General features: G+C 60.0%; 15 protein-coding genes. 8 read left to right on the forward strand and 7 right to left on the reverse strand.

Annotation, left to right across the window (positions count from 1 at the left end; all coding sequences use genetic code 11):
* Positions 1 to 141: 141 nt before the first annotated feature.
* Entirely contained in the window at positions 142 to 5,043 is a 4,902-nt protein-coding gene (locus ACA041_RS14570) for an NAD-glutamate dehydrogenase (protein WP_497441748.1), read from the forward strand.
* Between the two features lie 172 nt (positions 5,044 to 5,215).
* Here ACA041_RS14570 and ACA041_RS14575 read toward each other — a convergent pair whose 3' ends face one another.
* The 4 genes from ACA041_RS14575 to pdxR form a co-directional block, all read right to left on the reverse strand.
* A complete protein-coding gene (locus ACA041_RS14575) occupies positions 5,216 to 5,926 on the reverse strand; it encodes an ATPase (RefSeq protein WP_497441749.1) in 711 nt (236 codons plus the stop codon).
* A gap of 228 nt (positions 5,927 to 6,154) precedes the next feature.
* Positions 6,155 to 6,574, reverse strand: a complete 420-nt coding sequence (locus ACA041_RS14580) for a cupin domain-containing protein (RefSeq protein WP_497441750.1) — start codon at positions 6,572 to 6,574, stop codon at positions 6,155 to 6,157.
* Positions 6,575 to 6,767: 193 nt separating this feature from the next.
* Positions 6,768 to 7,061: an antibiotic biosynthesis monooxygenase family protein gene (locus ACA041_RS14585; RefSeq protein ID WP_497441751.1), complete on the reverse strand. Its 294-nt coding sequence runs from the start codon at positions 7,059 to 7,061 to the stop codon at positions 6,768 to 6,770.
* Between the two features lie 123 nt (positions 7,062 to 7,184).
* A complete protein-coding gene (pdxR, locus tag ACA041_RS14590) occupies positions 7,185 to 8,618 on the reverse strand; it encodes a MocR-like pyridoxine biosynthesis transcription factor PdxR (RefSeq protein WP_497441752.1) in 1,434 nt (477 codons plus the stop codon).
* A gap of 205 nt (positions 8,619 to 8,823) precedes the next feature.
* Here pdxR and ACA041_RS14595 point away from each other — a divergent pair, with 205 nt between their 5' ends.
* From ACA041_RS14595 to ACA041_RS14610, 4 genes are all read left to right on the forward strand, one after another.
* Positions 8,824 to 9,264 (forward strand): carboxymuconolactone decarboxylase family protein, encoded by a 441-nt coding sequence (locus ACA041_RS14595; RefSeq protein ID WP_497441753.1) that lies wholly within the window; start codon positions 8,824 to 8,826, stop codon positions 9,262 to 9,264.
* Between the two features lie 75 nt (positions 9,265 to 9,339).
* The gene (locus ACA041_RS14600; RefSeq protein WP_497441754.1) at positions 9,340 to 10,320 is read left to right on the forward strand and encodes a LysR substrate-binding domain-containing protein; all 981 of its coding nucleotides are present in this window, start codon (positions 9,340 to 9,342) and stop codon (positions 10,318 to 10,320) included.
* Between the two features lie 197 nt (positions 10,321 to 10,517).
* Positions 10,518 to 11,039: a GNAT family N-acetyltransferase gene (locus ACA041_RS14605; RefSeq protein ID WP_497441755.1), complete on the forward strand. Its 522-nt coding sequence runs from the start codon at positions 10,518 to 10,520 to the stop codon at positions 11,037 to 11,039.
* Positions 11,040 to 11,204: 165 nt separating this feature from the next.
* On the forward strand, positions 11,205 to 11,699 hold the full coding sequence (locus tag ACA041_RS14610) for a hypothetical protein (RefSeq protein WP_497441756.1): 495 nt from the start codon (positions 11,205 to 11,207) through the stop codon (positions 11,697 to 11,699).
* A 133-nt stretch (positions 11,700 to 11,832) separates the two neighbouring features.
* On the opposite strand, the gene ACA041_RS14615 is transcribed toward ACA041_RS14610, so the two are convergent.
* Together ACA041_RS14615 and ccoN are read right to left on the reverse strand one after the other, a co-directional pair.
* On the reverse strand, positions 11,833 to 12,054 hold the full coding sequence (locus ACA041_RS14615) for a cbb3-type cytochrome c oxidase subunit 3 (protein WP_497441757.1): 222 nt from the start codon (positions 12,052 to 12,054) through the stop codon (positions 11,833 to 11,835).
* 8 nt (positions 12,055 to 12,062) lie between these two features.
* Positions 12,063 to 13,490 carry a cytochrome-c oxidase, cbb3-type subunit I gene (ccoN, locus tag ACA041_RS14620; protein WP_497441758.1) on the reverse strand — a complete coding sequence of 476 codons (1,428 nt, stop codon included), beginning with the start codon at positions 13,488 to 13,490 and terminating at the stop codon, positions 12,063 to 12,065.
* Between the two features lie 265 nt (positions 13,491 to 13,755).
* Here ccoN and nirA point away from each other — a divergent pair, with 265 nt between their 5' ends.
* The 3 genes from nirA (at position 13,756) to ACA041_RS14635 (ending at position 16,839) form a co-directional block, all read left to right on the forward strand.
* Complete coding sequence (gene nirA / locus ACA041_RS14625) at positions 13,756 to 15,429, forward strand: nitrite reductase NirA (protein ID WP_497441759.1); 1,674 nt, start codon at positions 13,756 to 13,758, stop codon at positions 15,427 to 15,429.
* Entirely contained in the window at positions 15,426 to 15,905 is a 480-nt protein-coding gene (locus ACA041_RS14630; protein ID WP_497441760.1) for a DUF934 domain-containing protein, read from the forward strand. Before nirA ends, ACA041_RS14630 begins: the two co-directional genes overlap by 4 nt.
* A gap of 262 nt (positions 15,906 to 16,167) precedes the next feature.
* On the forward strand, positions 16,168 to 16,839 hold the full coding sequence (locus tag ACA041_RS14635; RefSeq protein WP_497441761.1) for a DUF3313 domain-containing protein: 672 nt from the start codon (positions 16,168 to 16,170) through the stop codon (positions 16,837 to 16,839).
* A 178-nt stretch (positions 16,840 to 17,017) separates the two neighbouring features.
* On the opposite strand, the gene ACA041_RS14640 is transcribed toward ACA041_RS14635, so the two are convergent.
* Positions 17,018 to 17,185: a hypothetical protein gene (locus ACA041_RS14640; protein ID WP_497442218.1), complete on the reverse strand. Its 168-nt coding sequence runs from the start codon at positions 17,183 to 17,185 to the stop codon at positions 17,018 to 17,020.
* Between the last annotated feature and the right edge of the window lie 3 nt (positions 17,186 to 17,188).

The raw sequence follows: 17,188 nt of genomic DNA on the forward strand, positions 1-17,188 counted from the left end.
ACCTGAGTGTCTCGTCCAGCTTCACCCACCTGTCCCCCTGTTTCCTCTGCCCGAGAATCAGGAGCAGGGTGACGGATCACCCCGAAAGGGGTGTTGCACGCGACGCTTCCATCAATAACAAGCCCAAGCGGAGTACCACAGATGGCGTTCTTCACCGCAGCCAGCAAAGCCGACTTCCAGCACCAACTGCAAGCGGCACTGGCGCAGCACATCAGTGAACAGGCACTGCCACAAGTGGCGCTGTTCGCTGAACAATTCTTCGGCATCATTTCCCTGGACGAGCTGACCCAGCGTCGGTTGTCCGACCTCGCCGGCTGCACCCTTTCCGCGTGGCGCCTGCTTGAGCGCTTCGATCACGCGCAGCCGCAAGTGCGCGTCTACAACCCTGATTACGAACGCCACGGCTGGCAGTCGACCCACACCGCGGTCGAAGTGCTGCACCATGACCTGCCGTTTTTGGTCGACTCGGTGCGTACCGAGCTGAACCGCCGCGGCTACAGCATCCACACCTTGCAAACCACTGTGCTGAGCGTGCGTCGCGGCAGCAAGGGCGAGTTGCTGGAAGTCCTGCCCAAGGGCACCCAGGGCGAAGGGATCCTGCAAGAATCCCTGATGTACCTGGAAATCGACCGCTGCGCCAACTCGGCCGAATTGAATGTGCTGAGCAAAGAGCTGGAGCAGGTTCTCGGTGAAGTCCGCGTCGCGGTCGCCGATTTCGAACCGATGAAAGCCAAGGTCCAGGAAATCCTGACCGGCCTGGACAACAGCCAGTTCAAGGTTGATCCAGAAGAAAAAGCCGAAATCAAAAGCTTCCTGGAATGGCTGGTGGGCAACCACTTCACCTTCCTCGGCTACGAAGAGTTCGTGGTTCGCGATGAAGCCGACGGCGGCCACATCGTCTACGACCAGAATTCCTTCCTCGGCCTGACCAAACTGCTGCGCACCGGCCTGACCTACGATGACCTGCGCATCGAAGACTACGCCGTGAACTACCTGCGCGAACCGACCCTGTTGTCGTTCGCCAAGGCCGCGCACCCAAGCCGTGTGCACCGTCCGGCTTACCCGGACTATGTGTCGATCCGTGAAATCGATGCCGACGGCAAGGTCATCAAGGAATGCCGTTTCATGGGCCTGTACACCTCCTCGGTGTATGGCGAGAGCGTGCGGGTCATCCCGTACATCCGCCGCAAGGTCGAGGAAATCGAACGTCGTTCCGGCTTCCAGGCCAAGGCTCACCTGGGCAAGGAACTGGCGCAGGTGGTGGAAGTGCTGCCCCGCGACGACCTGTTCCAGACCCCGGTCGACGAGCTGTTCAGCACCGTGATGTCGATCGTGCAGATCCAGGAACGCAACAAGATCCGCGTCTTCCTGCGTAAAGACCCGTACGGCCGCTTCTGCTACTGCCTGGCCTACGTGCCGCGTGATATCTACTCCACCGAAGTGCGGCAGAAGATCCAGCAAGTGCTGATGGATCGCCTGAAAGCCTCCGATTGCGAGTTCTGGACCTTCTTCTCCGAGTCCGTTCTGGCCCGTGTGCAGCTGATTCTGCGGGTCGATCCGAAGAACCGCCTGGACATCGACCCGGTCCTGCTGGAAAAAGAAGTGGTGCAAGCCTGCCGCAGCTGGCAGGACGACTACGCCAGCCTGACGATTGAAAGCTTCGGTGAAGCCAGTGGCACCAACGTGCTGGCCGACTTCCCGAAAGGCTTCCCGGCCGGTTACCGCGAGCGTTTTGCCGCGCACTCGGCCGTGGTCGACATGCAGCACCTGCTGAGCCTGAGCGAAAAAAACCCGCTGGTGATGAGCTTCTATCAGCCCCTGGCCCAGGTGTCCGGTCAGCGCATGCTGCACTGCAAGCTGTATCACGCCGATACGCCGCTGGCGTTGTCCGACGTCTTGCCGATCCTGGAAAACCTCGGCCTGCGCGTGCTGGGCGAGTTTCCGTATCGCCTGCGTCATAACAGTGGCCGCGAGTTCTGGATTCACGATTTCGCCTTCACCGCTGCCGAAGGCCTGGAACTCGATATCCAGCAGCTCAACGACACGCTGCAAGATGCGTTCGTGCACATTGTGCGTGGCGATGCCGAGAACGATGCCTTCAACCGCCTGGTACTGACCGCCGGCCTGCCGTGGCGCGACGTTGCGCTGCTGCGTGCCTACGCACGTTACATGAAGCAGATCCGTCTGGGCTTCGACCTGGGCTACATCGCCAGCACCCTGACCAACCACACCGACATCGCTCGCGAGTTGACCCGGTTGTTCAAGACCCGTTTCTACCTGGCGCGCAAGCTCACCAGCGACGACCTGGAAGACAAGCAGCAACGCCTGGAACACGCGATCCTGACCGCTCTGGACGACGTCCAGGTGCTGAACGAAGACCGGATCCTGCGGCGCTACCTGGACCTGATCAAGGCCACCCTGCGGACCAACTTCTACCAGACCGATGCCCGTGGTCAGAACAAGTCGTATTTCAGCTTCAAGTTCAACCCGCACCAGATTCCGGAACTGCCCAAGCCGGTGCCGAAGTTCGAAATCTTCGTTTACTCGCCGCGTGTCGAAGGCGTACACCTGCGCTTCGGCAACGTCGCTCGTGGCGGCCTGCGCTGGTCCGACCGTGAAGAAGACTACCGCACCGAAGTCCTGGGCCTGGTAAAAGCCCAGCAAGTGAAAAACTCGGTCATCGTGCCGGTGGGTGCCAAGGGCGGCTTCCTGCCGCGTCGCCTGCCACTGGGCGGCAGCCGTGACGAGATCGCGGCCGAGGGCATCGCCTGCTACCGCATCTTCATTTCGGGCTTGCTGGACATTACCGACAACCTGAAAGACGGCGCGCTGGTGCCGCCGGTCAACGTCGTGCGCCATGACGACGATGACCCGTACCTGGTCGTCGCCGCGGACAAGGGCACTGCGACCTTCTCCGACATCGCCAACGGTATCGCCATCGACTACGGCTTCTGGCTGGGTGACGCGTTTGCCTCCGGTGGTTCGGCCGGTTACGACCACAAGAAAATGGGCATCACCGCCAAGGGCGCGTGGGTCGGCGTACAGCGCCACTTCCGCGAACGCGGCATCAATGTCCAGGAAGACAGCATCACAGTGGTCGGCGTCGGCGACATGGCCGGTGACGTGTTCGGTAATGGCCTGTTGATGTCCGACAAGCTGCAACTGGTCGCCGCATTCAACCACCTGCATATCTTCATCGACCCGAACCCGGAGCCTGCCAACAGCTTCGCCGAGCGTCAGCGCCTGTTCGACCTGCCGCGTTCGGCCTGGTCGGACTACGACACCAGCATCATGTCCGAAGGCGGCGGGATCTTCTCCCGTAGCGCGAAAAGCATCGCGATTTCCCCGCAGATGAAAGAACGCTTCGACATCCAGGCCGACAAGCTGACCCCGACCGAACTGCTCAATGCCTTGCTCAAGGCACCGGTAGACCTGTTGTGGAACGGCGGCATCGGTACCTACGTCAAGGCCAGCAGCGAAAGCCACGCCGATGTCGGCGACAAGGCCAACGATGCACTGCGCGTGAACGGCAACGAACTGCGCTGCAAAGTCGTGGGCGAGGGCGGTAACCTCGGCATGACCCAGCTGGGTCGTGTGGAGTTCGGTCTCAATGGCGGCGGTTCCAACACCGACTTCATCGACAACGCCGGTGGCGTGGACTGCTCCGACCACGAAGTGAACATCAAGATCCTGCTGAACGAAGTGGTTCATGCCGGCGACATGACCGAGAAGCAACGTAACCAGTTGCTGGGCAGCATGACCGACGAAGTCGGTAACCTGGTGCTTGGCAACAACTACAAGCAGACTCAGGCGTTGTCCCTGGCGGCCCGGCGTGCCTACGTGCGGATTGCCGAATACAAGCGCCTGATGAACGATCTGGAAAGCCGTGGCAAGCTGGATCGCGCCATCGAGTTCCTGCCGGCCGAAGAGGCGATCAACGAGCGCATCGCCGATGGCCACGGCCTGACCCGCGCCGAGCTCTCGGTGCTGATCTCCTACAGCAAGATCGACCTCAAGGAAGCGCTGCTCAACTCCCAGGTGCCGGACGACGACTACCTGACCCGCGACATGGAAACCGCTTTCCCGCCAAGCCTGGTGAGCAAGTTCTCCGCCGCCATGCGCCGCCACCGTCTGAAGCGTGAAATCGTCAGCACCCAGATCGCCAACGATCTGGTGAACCACATGGGCATCACCTTCGTGCAACGACTCAAAGAGTCGACCGGCATGAGCCCGGCGAATGTGGCCGGGGCGTACGTGATCGTGCGGGACATCTTCCATCTCCCGCACTGGTTCCGCCAGATCGAAGCCCTGGACTATCAGGTTTCCGCTGACGTGCAACTGGAGCTGATGGATGAACTGATGCGCCTGGGCCGTCGCGCTACGCGCTGGTTCCTGCGCAGCCGTCGCAACGAGCAGAACGCTGCCCGTGACGTCGCGCACTTCGGTCCACATCTGGCGGCGCTGGGTCTCAAGCTCGACGAACTGCTGGAAGGTCCGACCCGCGAAGGTTGGCAGAGCCGCTACCAGGCTTACGTCGCGGCTGGCGTCCCTGAGTTGCTGGCGCGCATGGTTGCAGGCACCACTCACCTGTACACCTTGCTGCCGATCATCGAAGCATCGGATGTGACCGGGCAGAATGCCGCAGACGTGGCCAAGGCGTACTTTGCCGTGGGCAGCGCGCTGGACATCACCTGGTACCTGCAACAGATCAGTGCCCTGCCGGTTGAAAACAACTGGCAGGCCCTGGCCCGTGAAGCATTCCGTGATGACGTCGACTGGCAACAACGTGCGATCACCATCTCGGTCCTGCAGCAGGGCGACGGCTCCCAGGACGTGGAAACACGTCTGGAGCTGTGGATGGAGCAGCACGAAGGCATGATCGAGCGCTGGCGCGCCATGCTGGTGGAACTGCGTGCCGCCAGCGGCACGGACTACGCCATGTACGCGGTCGCCAACCGTGAACTGCTGGACCTGGCGTTGAGCGGGCAAGCGGTAGTGCCTGCCGCTGCTCCGGTCAGCAAGGTGCTGGAACCGGCTGCCTGAATCAGGCGTTGAATGAAAAAGCCCCGCATCGAGAGATGCGGGGCTTTTTTTTGTTCGAGGTTTTTGGTGTCTGGGCGGGCCTCTTCGCTGGCAAGCCAGCTCCTACAGGAGTTTATGTCGGTCGACGCAAACCCCTGTAGGAGCTGGCTTGCCAGCGAAGGGGCCATTTGCCTCAATACAACTTCCCGCCCGTTTTATTATCAATCATCGACACTTTATCTGTCGGCCCAGTCAATAAATTACTGAGCGACTGGTCAAACTTCTGCAGCGCCCGCACTTGCACATTCTGTTGTTCGTTAATGTCCGCAACTATCTCTTCACTGCGCTTATAGTCCGCCCACAGCGGACTAAGCGCCTTGGCGTCATACCCTTGTGCTGTGCCGATGTAGTTGAAGTTCGAGTCATAGAACATCGCACGGACATCCGCCTCGATGTCGGAACTGCGCGACGTCATCAACTGGCTGCGGGTATCGACAACGGCGACAACATCGGGTTTCGCCGCCCTGAGGCTGTGCATTTCCGGATACACCGTCACCGATCCGAACTGACGTTGCAAGGAGGCCTTGACCCAGTCCACCGCCAGGTCGGGTTTTGAGGTGGCGACATAGGCATCATGGATCGATTGCAACAGCAAGCTCTGGCCAAAACCGGTGCCGGCGTTGGCCTGGTAGTCCTGCAGGTAGGCACGGTTGGCCTGGGTGTTGCGGCTGTAGACGATACCCAGGGAAACGTCCCTACCGCTGGCGACATGGGTGGCGCTGCTGCGCCCGACCGGCTGCGCAAAGAGGCCGTCAAGGGACGAAACGGCGGTGGGTGCCGTAGGTATTGAACAGCCGGTCAGGACAGCCGTGATCGTCAAGGTACTGACAAGCGCAAGTTTCATGGTGTTTCTCCAGTGAAACAACGTAAGTTGGAAGTGTGATTGGCCGGAGCGAGGCGGCGGTGATTCCAGACTAAACCTGTCCTTGTTGAATGAAATAGCCAATAACTGCACTTGTCGGGTGGCCAATAGTTTAGTTTGGTTTAAAAGTGGGTGGTTAATTACTGTAGGAAATAAACAGGCGCGAAATCGCTATTCACGCCTGTTTATTTATAGTTGCGGTAACAGCTATCAGTTTTTCAATGGGATCAATACTTTTTCGTCCGGCGACAACACCATGAACACCAACAACTTGGCGGGCTCGGTAGCGCTGGCATTTTTCGATACCAGGTGTTCCGATCCAGCAGGCTCGTACCAGTATTCGCCGGTCTTGTAGGTGATTGTCTTTTCACCCTTTACCTGGGAAGTGACGGCTCCGGAAAGCACGTAGGCCATGGCCGTGCCCTCATGTTTGTGGGCGATGGAGGATTGACCGGGCTTGTAATCGACCTCGATCATCATCGCCTTTTTGCCCGGCACATTTTTCAGCATCTGGTCCTGCAGCACCGTCACTTTTTCCGACGGGTCTGTGGATTCATGGGCGAATGCCGAGGTTGATAGGGTCAGCGCCAGGGCGGCGAGGGAGGTTGCACAGAAACGCAAAGCTTTCATGGTTTATCACCTGCGGTGGTTAGTCGTCAGGGACCACAGTAATTTGCTGGTCGGGGCAATCAAACAGCCAATTTTCGGGAAGGCGAGGGGACCAATCAGCCTGTAATAAAAACCCAAAGACCGCAGCCTCCGGCCGCTCCTGCAGGGGTACCCATTGCCCTGTAGGAGTGGTCGAAGACTGCGATCTAACTCTTTAAACGATAGGGAAACTGTTGAAGTCGACGGCGTTGGCCAGGCGGCTGTCGATCAGGCCGATAAAGCCTTGTACTTCAGGGCAGGTGAAATGCATCTGCATGGCGGCTTCCGATTGCCAGCGGGCGCTGACCGTCCAGCGGGTGTCGTCCTCGGGGCAGCGGTCGACCATATAGGTGTCGCAGCCCGGCAGTTCACGCAGGGTTTCGACAATTTTCTGCAGTTGCCTGCCCAGTTCTTCCGAGCGGCCGGCCGCAGCCTGTACCTTTACGGTATTGATCACTTCGTAAGACATTACTCACACTCCTGAATCAGGCCGGACGAATCCTGCTCATTGAGAGATAACGCCCATTCAGGATAGGCCTGGCCCTTCGGACCACCAATAGCCAATCACCGGATAAAAACCCAGACCAATGCGTCAGGCGACTTGTTGCAAGATGTCCCGCAGCCGGTCCAGGGCGATGTCGATGTCCAGGGTTTCGATGGCGCCAAAACCCAGGAAGAACCCGGCCCGTGGCGCCTGCTGGTAGAAAAAGCTGTCGATGGCGTAAAGACCGACTTCGACCTTCTTGGCCAGTTCGATCACCAATGGAATATCCATAGGCACTTTGCATATAACCACCATGTGGAACCCGGCCGTGGTCGGCACCGGCTCAAGCCAGGGGGCGAGGTCACCGGCCACGCGCGCGAGGATCCGTTCCCGGCGCCCGGCGTAGATCGTATGGCAGCGCCGAATGTGCTTGAGCAGGCAACCCTCGGCAATGAATTTGGCCAGCGCCCATTGGGGCAGGGTGGAGGTGTGCAGGTCGGTGAGTTGCTTGGCGCGGATCACCGCTTCGAGAATGGCCGGCGGCAGGATCGCATAACCCAGCCGCAACTCCGGCAGCAGGGTTTTGGAGAAGGTGCCGACATAAGCGACGATCCCGCGCTCATCCATGCTCTGCAAGGAGTCGGTGGGCCGGCCTTCGTAGCGGAATTCGCTGTCGTAATCGTCCTCGATGATGATCGCGCCCAGGGCGTAGGCCCGCTCCAGTAGCGCCACCCGACGCTCCTGGCTCATGGGCATGCCCAGGGGAAACTGGTGGGACGGGGTGACGTAGATCATCCGGGTGCCATCGGGGATTTTGTCGACCTGTATGCCTTCGCCATCCACCGGCACCCCGACCACGGTGGCACCGTGGGTGCCGAACAACAAGCGCGCCGGTGGGTACCCGGGGTCTTCCATGGCCACCAGGCTGCCCGGGCGGGTCAACACCCGGGAAATCAGGTCCAGCGCCTGTTGCGCACCGTTGCACACCACCACGTCCTCATCGTGGCAGTTGACCCCGCGGGAAAACGCGATGTGCCGGGCAATCGCATTGCGCAACGCCGGCAGGCCTTCGGGCAGGCTGTAGAGACCTTTTGAGCCGGCGATCTGGCGCAAGGCGTGGGAAGTGCAGCGCCGCCAGTCATCCTGGGGAAACTGGCCCTTGCTGGTGGCGCCGCCGATGAAGTCGTAGCGTAACGAACCTTCCAGGGTCGGGTGGCGCAAAAATACTGGCAGGTTGCGCCAGGTCTCGATGACCTCAAAACTGGCTAGCTCTGAATGGCTCTGTTTACGGGTGATTTTCGCGGCCCGGGCGTTGACGTAGGTGCCTTTGCCGATCACCCCCGTCAGGAAGTTTTCATAGGTCAGCTGGGCATAGGTGTCGGAAATGGTCTTGCGCGAGATGCCCAGCTGTTCGGCCAGTAACCGGCTGGGCGGAAGCTGCGTCCCGGCTGCCAGGCGGCCGGATTCGATGGCGCTGCGCAGTTGCTGGTACAACTGGCCCGCCAGGTCCTTGCGGCCGTTGATGACAACATGAAGTTCCATACCGGCGAGGCTCCTGGGGCGGTTGAGGCGCGTGTGCGTCGCGCCAGATTACCCGCATGAGTGGCTGCGCAGAAGTTGCGCAGGCGAAAAACCTCCGATTGGTCTGGTGCCCGACTGGTCCACGGGTATTTCGTAGAATTGGCTCTGTAACGTCTGCGCATCAACGCCTAACGTGAAGTGAATCCATCGATCCACGAGACACGCCATGAACACCCGCCTGGATTACTACAGCGCCTCACCCAAGGCGATGAAAGCCATGATTGCCATGGAGGCCTTGACCAGCAACCTCAGCATCGAGCCGGCCTTGCTGCACCTGATCAAGATCCGCGCCTCGCAACTCAATGGCTGCGCCTTCTGTACCGATATGCACTCGGTGGATGCCCGGCGCCTCGGCGAGACTGACCGCCGGCTGTACTCGATCGTGGTCTGGCGCGACAGCGGCTTTTTCAACGCCCGCGAGCGCGCGGCGCTGGCCTGGACCGAAGCGGTGACCTTGCTCTCCGAAAGCCATGTGCCGGACGACGTCTACGCCCAGGCCCGGGAGCAGTTCAGCGAAAGCGAAATGGTTGATTTGACCATCGCCGTAACCACCATCAACAGCTGGAACCGGCTGGCGGTGAGCTTTCGCCAAACCCCCAGCGACTGAGCCAACTGTCACACCAGATTCATGAAGGGTGCTCAGGATGAGAGGCATGAGAAACGGATCGACAAGGAGTCATTGATGGCATTTATGGAAACTTCTGGCCGTCAAAGTAGTGCCGGGTATCGCGCGCCGGTAGAAAAATCCGCGTCCTGGCGCACCCTGGCGGCGGCAATCGATCCGGAGCTGGCGCAGTCGTTCCGGGTCAGTGCGCGGTGCGGCTGTTTCATGCAGGCGGCCCGCAGCCTCAACATCAAGGCGACCCGGCTGCGCAAGCAATTGGCGCAGCTTGAAACGCAACTGCAGTGTTCGCTGTTCACCCCCGGCGACAATGGTTTTACCCTCAGCCGTGACGGGTTGCAGCTGCAGGCGCAGTTGATCGCACTGGCCCATGAACGCGAGTTGCCAGTGATTGAGCAGCCGTTGATACGCCTGGCTGTCAGCGAAACCATCCTGCACGACATACTCGGTCGCGACCTGGTCTCGCTGTTGCGACGCAACGCCAGTGTGCGCCTGGATATCATCTCCCTGGACAGCGAACTGTCCCTGCAAGCCATCAGCGCCGATGTGGTGGTGTGGCTGGCCGGCACCGAGTCGCCGCTGCCTGGCCCGAGTTTTGCCACCAGCGAACCCCGCAGGCTGGCACGCCTGGACTACCTGCCGCACATTGCCAAACGCTATTCGCGGGTTGCGGCTCGCCCGGAAAGCCTCGATGATCTGGCCGATTTCATGCTGGTGCAATGGCAGCACGATCGTCAGGTCGAGAGTTTCCGGCCATGGAACGACGTGGTCGATCAGCGTCTGGCGGGGGTGGTGCAGTTGCATTCCCATGAACTGATGCTGGAGATGATCCGTTGCAGCGCGTGCATTGGCCTGCTGCCGCACTATATGAGCCGGTTCGACCGCGGGTTGGTGGCGTTGCCGGGGGTGTTCAGCCAGCCGATGCAGCGCCAGGTGTGGATGGCGGTCAACGCCGATTCCCGGGACGAGGCGGGCGTGCGGATGATCGTCGAGTTAATTCACAACACCTTCGAAGAGCGGCGGGAGTGGTTCGAAGGCTGAACGCGCTTGAAGCTGTAGGAGCGAGCTTGCTCGCGAAAAACGCAGGGGCGGCGCGTGCTGTCAGATGCCGTGCGTTATCGTTGACGTCCATCTTCGGAACGCCGCCCGGAGCAAGCTTGCTCCTGCATGGGTCTCGCCATACCGCAAGAATGCGTTATAGAGTAGACGGCCATGTCTGTATCAAGGATGAATCACCCATGAGCGCCAATGACGCTGTCATCACCCTCGAACGCTTCAACGAATCCCACATCGACGGCATCACCGCGCTCTACAACGACCCGGCCATTACCCGGCAGGTGCTGCAAATGCCGTTTCAGTCCACCGAAGTCTGGCGCAAAAGCCTGGATCCGGGCAACGAACGACATTTGCAGCTGGTGGCGCTGCATCAGGGAATGGTCATCGGCAACATCGGTCTGGAGCAGTATTCGCGGATCCGGCGCAGCCATGCCGACAACCTTAGCATGTGTGTTGCGGTGGCATGGCAAGGCAAAGGCGTCGGCTCGACGTTGCTGGCGGCGGCGCTGGATACCGCCGACAACTGGATGAACCTGCACAGGCTCGAGCTTTCGGTGTACGCCGACAACGAAGCCGCCATCGGGCTGTATAGCAAATTCGGCTTCGAAACCGAAGGTCTGTTTCGCGACTACGCCGTGCGTGACGGCGTCTGGGTCGATACCTTGAGCATGGCGCGCCTGCGTTGCCCGCCCAAGGCCAGCTGAATCACTCCCCTAAAGCAAACGCCACCGCCGCCTGCGCATGCAGCTCGGTGGTGTCGAGCACGCCACGCCGCCGCCACTACCGCTCACGCTTTTATTCGTACGTCGCCGGCGCGCATCTGCCATGCTCAATGTCCGCAGTACTGCTTCAACCAAAGGAACACCGCGATGGACGACGTACAGCAACTGGGTGAGATGCTTCGCCACTACGCAGAAAGCGAAGCGCACAAGAAACAACTGTTTGAGTCGCAATCGACCGTGTGGGCGACGCGCATTGGGGAGCTGTTCGATCAGATTCAGCAGTGGCTGGAACCGGTCAAGGCGCCGAACCTGCTGGAAGTGGGCCGTGAGGCCTATGTTGCCTCGGGCCCGAGCGTTCCGCTCGAGACCTCGACCTTCAAGACGGAAAAGCTGAGCATCGTGATTGCCGGCAAACCGGTGGAGTTCGTGCCGGATGTGATGGGCACCGGCGGACAGATTTCGTTGGCAGTGATGGGCTTGACCGCCGCGCGGTATGGCAGCATTTCCCTGGTGTGCCTGCCGCCCTCGAACAGCTGGCAGTGGCGCAAGACCAATGGCCTGAAAGATCCGGACACCTTTGCCTTCGATGCGAACTTTCTGGCGCAGCAGCTGCAGAGCCTGATTCCCCGCGAACGCGGCTGAACCTCTGGCCTGACACCCTATCCCTGTGGGAGCGAGCCTGCTCGCGAAGGCGGTGGCACATTCAATATTGATGTTGCCTGACCCACCGCTTTCGCGAGCAAGCTTCGCTCCTACAGGTTGGATGGGTGGCGCATCAGAGGTCGAGGTTGCCCCAGCCCGGTTTTATCTCATGCGGCGCCACGGCCTTCACCCTCTTCCCGGTCGCCAACTCCACCCGCCGCGCCACCTCCGGGTCATCGGCAAACGGAATCAGGCTCGCATCCTCCAGGCTCTGCGCCGTCTGGTGCTTCAGGCAGTATTCAACCGCCAGCCAAAGCGCCACCACACCCACTGTATTCAGCAAAACCTCGATCATCTCAAACCTCAGGCAATTTGCGCTTCACGCTCGGCCATCGCCACATCCGCCACCCGCACCGTGCGCCAGGTGTTGTAGGCCATCAGCAACATCCCGCTGAGAAAGAAAACGCCGCCGGCAAAGCGCACGACAAACCCCGGATGGCTGGCCTGCAGGGCTTCGACGAAGGAGTAGGTCAGCGTGCCGTCGTCGTTGATCGCGCGCCACATCAGGCCCTGGGTGATGCCGTTGACCCACATCGAGGCGATGTAGAGCACGGTGCCGATGGTCGCCAGCCAGAAGTGCAGGTTGATCAATGGGGTGCTGAACATCTGCTCGCGGCCGAAGACTTTCGGGATCATGTGGTACAGCGAGCCGAAGGTGATCATCGCCACCCAGCCGAGGGCGCCGGCGTGGACGTGGCCGATGGTCCAGTCGGTGTAGTGCGAGAGGGCGTTGACGGTCTTAATCGCCATCATCGGCCCTTCGAAGGTCGACATGCCATAGAACGCCAGGGACAGCACCAGGAAGCGCAAAATCGGATCGGTGCGCAACTTATGCCAGGCCCCGGACAACGTCATCATGCCGTTGATCATCCCGCCCCAACTCGGTGCCAGCAGGATCAGCGACATTGCCATGCCCAGCGACTGCGCCCAGTCCGGCAATGCGGTGTAGTGCAAATGGTGCGGGCCGGCCCAGATGTACAGGGTGATCAGCGCCCAGAAATGCACGATCGACAACCGATAGGAATACACCGGCCGCCCGACCTGTTTCGGCACGAAGTAATACATCATCCCGAGAAAGCCCGTGGTCAAAAAGAAACCCACGGCGTTGTGGCCGTACCACCACTGGACCATGGCGTCGGTGGCCCCGGAGTACACCGGGTAGGACTTGAACCAGTCCACCGGAATCGCCAGGTGATTGACCACGTGCAGCATCGCGATCACCACGATGAACGCACCGAAGAACCAGTTGCCGACATAGATATGTCTGGTCTTGCGCTGTACCACAGTGGTGAAGAACACGATCGCGTAAGCGACCCACACAACGGTCATCCACACCGCGCCGGAGAACTCGATCTCGGCGTATTCCTTGGTGGTCGTGTAGCCCAGCGGTAACGTGACCAACATCACCACGATCACCGACTGCCAGCCCCAAAAGGTGAAGGCGGCGAGCCTGTCCGAATAGAGTCGTACCTGGCAGGTGCGTTGCACCGCGTAGTAACTGGCGGCAAATTGCGCGCTGCCGGCGAAGCCGAAAATCACCAGACTGGTGTGCAGCGGGCGCAAGCGGCCGAAGGTGGTCCATGGCAGGTCGAGATTCATCTCGGGCCACACCAGCTGCGAGGCGATCCACACGCCCATCGCCATCCCCACGACGCCCCAGACAATGGTCGCCACGACGAATTGGCGCACGACCTTGTAGTTATAGGCCTGTCTGATTGTTGCTGTACTCATGGTCAATGCTTCCACGGTTGCAAAGTAGTGCCAGGCCACCCGGTCTGGCAGGTCATGCACTGTAGAAACCGTGGAGGAAACAAAACAGGCTCAGGAAAAAATCATTTATACGGATCAGATACGGGGGCCAGTCCGCTGCTATCTGCCGCGTGCTGATACGGTTTTTTAGCATTCAGGTGAGTCTGTAACGCGCTGCGCCGCAGGTCCATAGTCACTACCTCGAAAACGAGCCGCAGAGCCCGATCAATCCTGATGAGGTAGCCACATGTATCAGTACGACGACTATGACCGGGCGCTGGTCTTCGAGCGGGTCGCGCAGTTTCGCGATCAGGTCGAACGCTTCATGGCCGGCGAGTTGAGCGAAGAGGAATTTCTGCCGTTGCGCCTGCAGAACGGCCTTTATATGCAAAAGCACGCCTATATGCTGCGCGTGGCGATTCCCTATGGCACCTTGAGCGCGCAACAGATGCGCACGCTGGCCAGCATTGCCCGGGACTACGATCGCGGTTATGGCCATTTCACCACCCGGCAGAACATGCAATTCAACTGGATCGAACTGGCCCAGGTCCCGGACATCCTGGAACGCCTGGCACAGGTGCAGATGCACGCGATCCAGACTTCGGGCAACTGTGTGCGCAACATCACCACCGAAGCCTTCGCCGGGGTCGCTGCCGACGAGTTGATCGACCCGCGGCCGCTGGCGGAAATCCTGCGGCAATGGTCGACCATCAATCCGGAATTCCTGTTCCTGCCACGCAAGTTCAAGATCGCCATCTGCTCGGCGGAGCAGGACCGCGCGGCGATCATGATGCATGACATCGGCCTCTACCTTTATCCCGGTGCTGACGGGCAAATGCTGCTGCGGGTGATCGTCGGCGGTGGTTTGGGACGTACGCCGATCCTCGGCCTGCAGATTCGCGAAGGCTTGCCGTGGCAGCATTTGCTGTCGTATGTCGAAGCGGTGTTGCGGGTCTACAACCGCCACGGACGGCGCGACAACAAGTACAAGGCGCGGATCAAGATTCTGGTCAAGGCACTGGGCATCGAAGCCTTTGCCAGGGAAGTGGAGGAGGAGTGGCAGTACCTCAAGGACGGTCCGGCGCAATTGACCGAGGTCGAATACGAGCGCGTCGCCAGTGCCTTTGTGGCACCCGATTACCGTTCACTGTCCGATACTGATCTCGACTTCGGCACCCGCCTGGCCGAGAACCCGCTCTTCGCCCGTTGGGTGGCGCGCAACGTCCAGCCGCACAAGGTGCCGGGCTACGCCAGCGTGGTGCTGTCGACCAAACCGGGCAGCGCTTCGCCGCCGGGTGACGTCACCGGTGAACAGATGGACGCGGTCGCCGCCTGGTCCGAGCAATTCGGTTTTGGTGAAATCCGCATTGCCCATGAACAGAACATCGTCCTGCCGGATGTCCCGAAGTCGAAGCTGTTCGCGCTCTGGCAACTGGCCTGCGAGCAGGGGCTGGGCAGCGCCAATATCGGTCTGCTGACCGACATCATCGCCTGCCCCGGCGGTGATTTCTGCGCGCTGGCCAACGCCAAGTCCATCCCCATCGCCCAGGCGATCCAGGGCCGTTTCGAAGACCTCGACTATCTGCACGACATGGGTGACATCAGCCTCAACATCTCCGGCTGCATGAACGCCTGCGGCCACCACCACATCGGCAATATCGGCATTCTCGGGGTCGATAAGAACGGCAACGAGTGGTACCAGATCACCCTCGGTGGCGCACAGGGCAAGCACAGCGCGTTGGGTAAAGTCATCGGCCCGTCCTTCAGCGTCGCCCAAGTGCCGGACGTGATCGAGCGGATCGTCGCCACCTTCGTGCGTTACCGCGAGAGCGAAGAACTGTTCGTCGACACCTTGCAGCGCATCGGCCTGGAGCCCTACAAGGAAGCGGTTTATCCCAAGCTGCTGGAGATGTCGGCATGAACAATCTGCTAAGACTGAAGGAGGGCGTGGCGCGGATCGATGGCGACGATCCGTGGGCCCTGGTCAGCGATCTCGAGGCTGGCTGGCCCGCGGGTCCGTTGATTGTGCCGCTGGCCTGTTGGCTAGCTGATCCACAACACCACGGCGTGTGGCTGGGGCCGGACGATGAAGTGGAAAGCCTCAAGCCGTGGTTGGCACAACTGCCGTTGATTGCCCTGGACTTTCCGAGTTTCCGTGACGGTCGTGGCTACAGCCAGGCGTACCTGCTGCGCACGCGATTGGGCTGGACGGGGGAGTTACGCGCAATTGGCGATGTATTGCGCGATCAGCTCAGCCATATGCGGCAATGCGGGTTTGACAGTTTTGCGGTGCGTGAAGACAAGTCCGCTGAAGATGCGCTCAAGGGATTGGCGGGGATGAGTGTGTTGTATGGTCGCTCGGTGATTGAACCGCGGCCGTTGTTCAGGCGGCGGTAGTCGATTGTCGACGACGACGGTGCATTCTGGGGAAGGACGGCGATAGCCTAGCGATATCATTGGAATTCGAATGAATGTGTTCATTCGCTGCGAGGAATGCTGCGATCCTGCACCAGGTGCAGTGATCCGGCATGAATTCGGCTGTGATCTGGACGCGCGGGATAGATGAATATTGCGATTTTCAAAGCAAAATGCATTGTATTAGCTATACCTGTAACACCTTTGTTCGTCCCGTTGTCGACCTGCTTACAGGAGTTACAGCATGAAGCTTGCGTTAATGATGAGCACTCTGTGCATTGCCTCGATCGGAGTAGTGGGCTGCTCCAGTAAAGTAGTTGACCCGGACCAATATTCGGGGTTTCTCAAGGACTACAGCCAGCTCAAGGAAGCCAAGTCGCCCTCGGGTGCCACGGTGATGCGCTGGGTGGATCCCAACCTCGATATCAACAAATATTCCAGCATTTACATCGAACCGACCCAGCTCTATCCCAAACCTCAACCGACCGCGAAGATTCCGCAGTCCACCCTCAACGGCATCACCAGTTACTACGATCAGGCGCTCAAGCGTGAAGTTGGCAGATCCTTGCCTCTGGCGGCAGGTCCGGGCCCCGGTGTGCTTGTGTTACGAGCGGCGATCACTGCCGTGAGCAGCAAGACCAAAGGTCTGCAGCCTTATGAAGTGCTTCCGATTGTTCTGGTGGCGGCGGCGGTAAGCACGGCCAGCGGCATTCGCGACCAGGAAACCGACCTGGCCACTGAAGCGGTGTTTCTCGATGGCGGCAACAACAAGGTTGTGGCCCAGGTGGTGCGCAAAGGCACCGGCAAACCGCTGGAAAACGAGTCCCAGGTGATGAAGGCCGATGATGTGAAAGGGGTGGTCGATGGTTGGGCTTCGGATTTGCATCAGTCGTATCTGAAGCTCAAGTCCAAGTAGGTTTCAATGATGTGCTGGGGCTGAGGGCCTCTTCGCGAGCAGGCTCGCTCCCCCAGTGGATCTGTGTACACCGCAGATCAAATGTGGGAGCGAGCCTGCTCGCGAATGCGGTTCCACCGGCAGCCATATTCACTCCCCGACAACCACCGGATATACGGATTCCCTCCATCCCCGCGCATCACCTCGCGGATATTCCTGACCAGGCATCCCGGTCACCGTCACAGGCGTGCAGACTCGCCCGATAAAACTCTATTCCGATCGGTTTATCCAGGTCCCGGGCACCGACGCCACAACTGACGAACATGGTCATCAGGCTGAAGCCCGCTGCGCGAATTAAATGGTTCATATC

It is taken from the genome of Pseudomonas sp. LBUM1676 (assembly GCF_059695605.1).

Bases quoted from the DNA above. Each gene is read 5' to 3' on its own strand.
- ACA041_RS14570 (WP_497441748.1), top strand. From the start codon at position 142: ATGGCGTTCTTCACCGCAGCCAGCAAAGCCGACTTCCAGCACCAACTG.
- ACA041_RS14575 (WP_497441749.1), bottom strand. From the start codon at position 5,926: ATGAAACTTGCGCTTGTCAGTACCTTGACGATCACGGCTGTCCTGACC.
- ACA041_RS14580 (WP_497441750.1), bottom strand. From the start codon at position 6,574: ATGAAAGCTTTGCGTTTCTGTGCAACCTCCCTCGCCGCCCTGGCGCTG.
- ACA041_RS14585 (WP_497441751.1), bottom strand. From the start codon at position 7,061: ATGTCTTACGAAGTGATCAATACCGTAAAGGTACAGGCTGCGGCCGGC.
- pdxR (WP_497441752.1), bottom strand. From the start codon at position 8,618: ATGGAACTTCATGTTGTCATCAACGGCCGCAAGGACCTGGCGGGCCAG.
- ACA041_RS14595 (WP_497441753.1), top strand. From the start codon at position 8,824: ATGAACACCCGCCTGGATTACTACAGCGCCTCACCCAAGGCGATGAAA.
- ACA041_RS14600 (WP_497441754.1), top strand. From the start codon at position 9,340: ATGGCATTTATGGAAACTTCTGGCCGTCAAAGTAGTGCCGGGTATCGC.
- ACA041_RS14605 (WP_497441755.1), top strand. From the start codon at position 10,518: ATGAGCGCCAATGACGCTGTCATCACCCTCGAACGCTTCAACGAATCC.
- ACA041_RS14610 (WP_497441756.1), top strand. From the start codon at position 11,205: ATGGACGACGTACAGCAACTGGGTGAGATGCTTCGCCACTACGCAGAA.
- ACA041_RS14615 (WP_497441757.1), bottom strand. From the start codon at position 12,054: ATGATCGAGGTTTTGCTGAATACAGTGGGTGTGGTGGCGCTTTGGCTG.
- ccoN (WP_497441758.1), bottom strand. From the start codon at position 13,490: ATGAGTACAGCAACAATCAGACAGGCCTATAACTACAAGGTCGTGCGC.
- nirA (WP_497441759.1), top strand. From the start codon at position 13,756: ATGTATCAGTACGACGACTATGACCGGGCGCTGGTCTTCGAGCGGGTC.
- ACA041_RS14630 (WP_497441760.1), top strand. From the start codon at position 15,426: ATGAACAATCTGCTAAGACTGAAGGAGGGCGTGGCGCGGATCGATGGC.
- ACA041_RS14635 (WP_497441761.1), top strand. From the start codon at position 16,168: ATGAAGCTTGCGTTAATGATGAGCACTCTGTGCATTGCCTCGATCGGA.
- ACA041_RS14640 (WP_497442218.1), bottom strand. From the start codon at position 17,185: ATGAACCATTTAATTCGCGCAGCGGGCTTCAGCCTGATGACCATGTTC.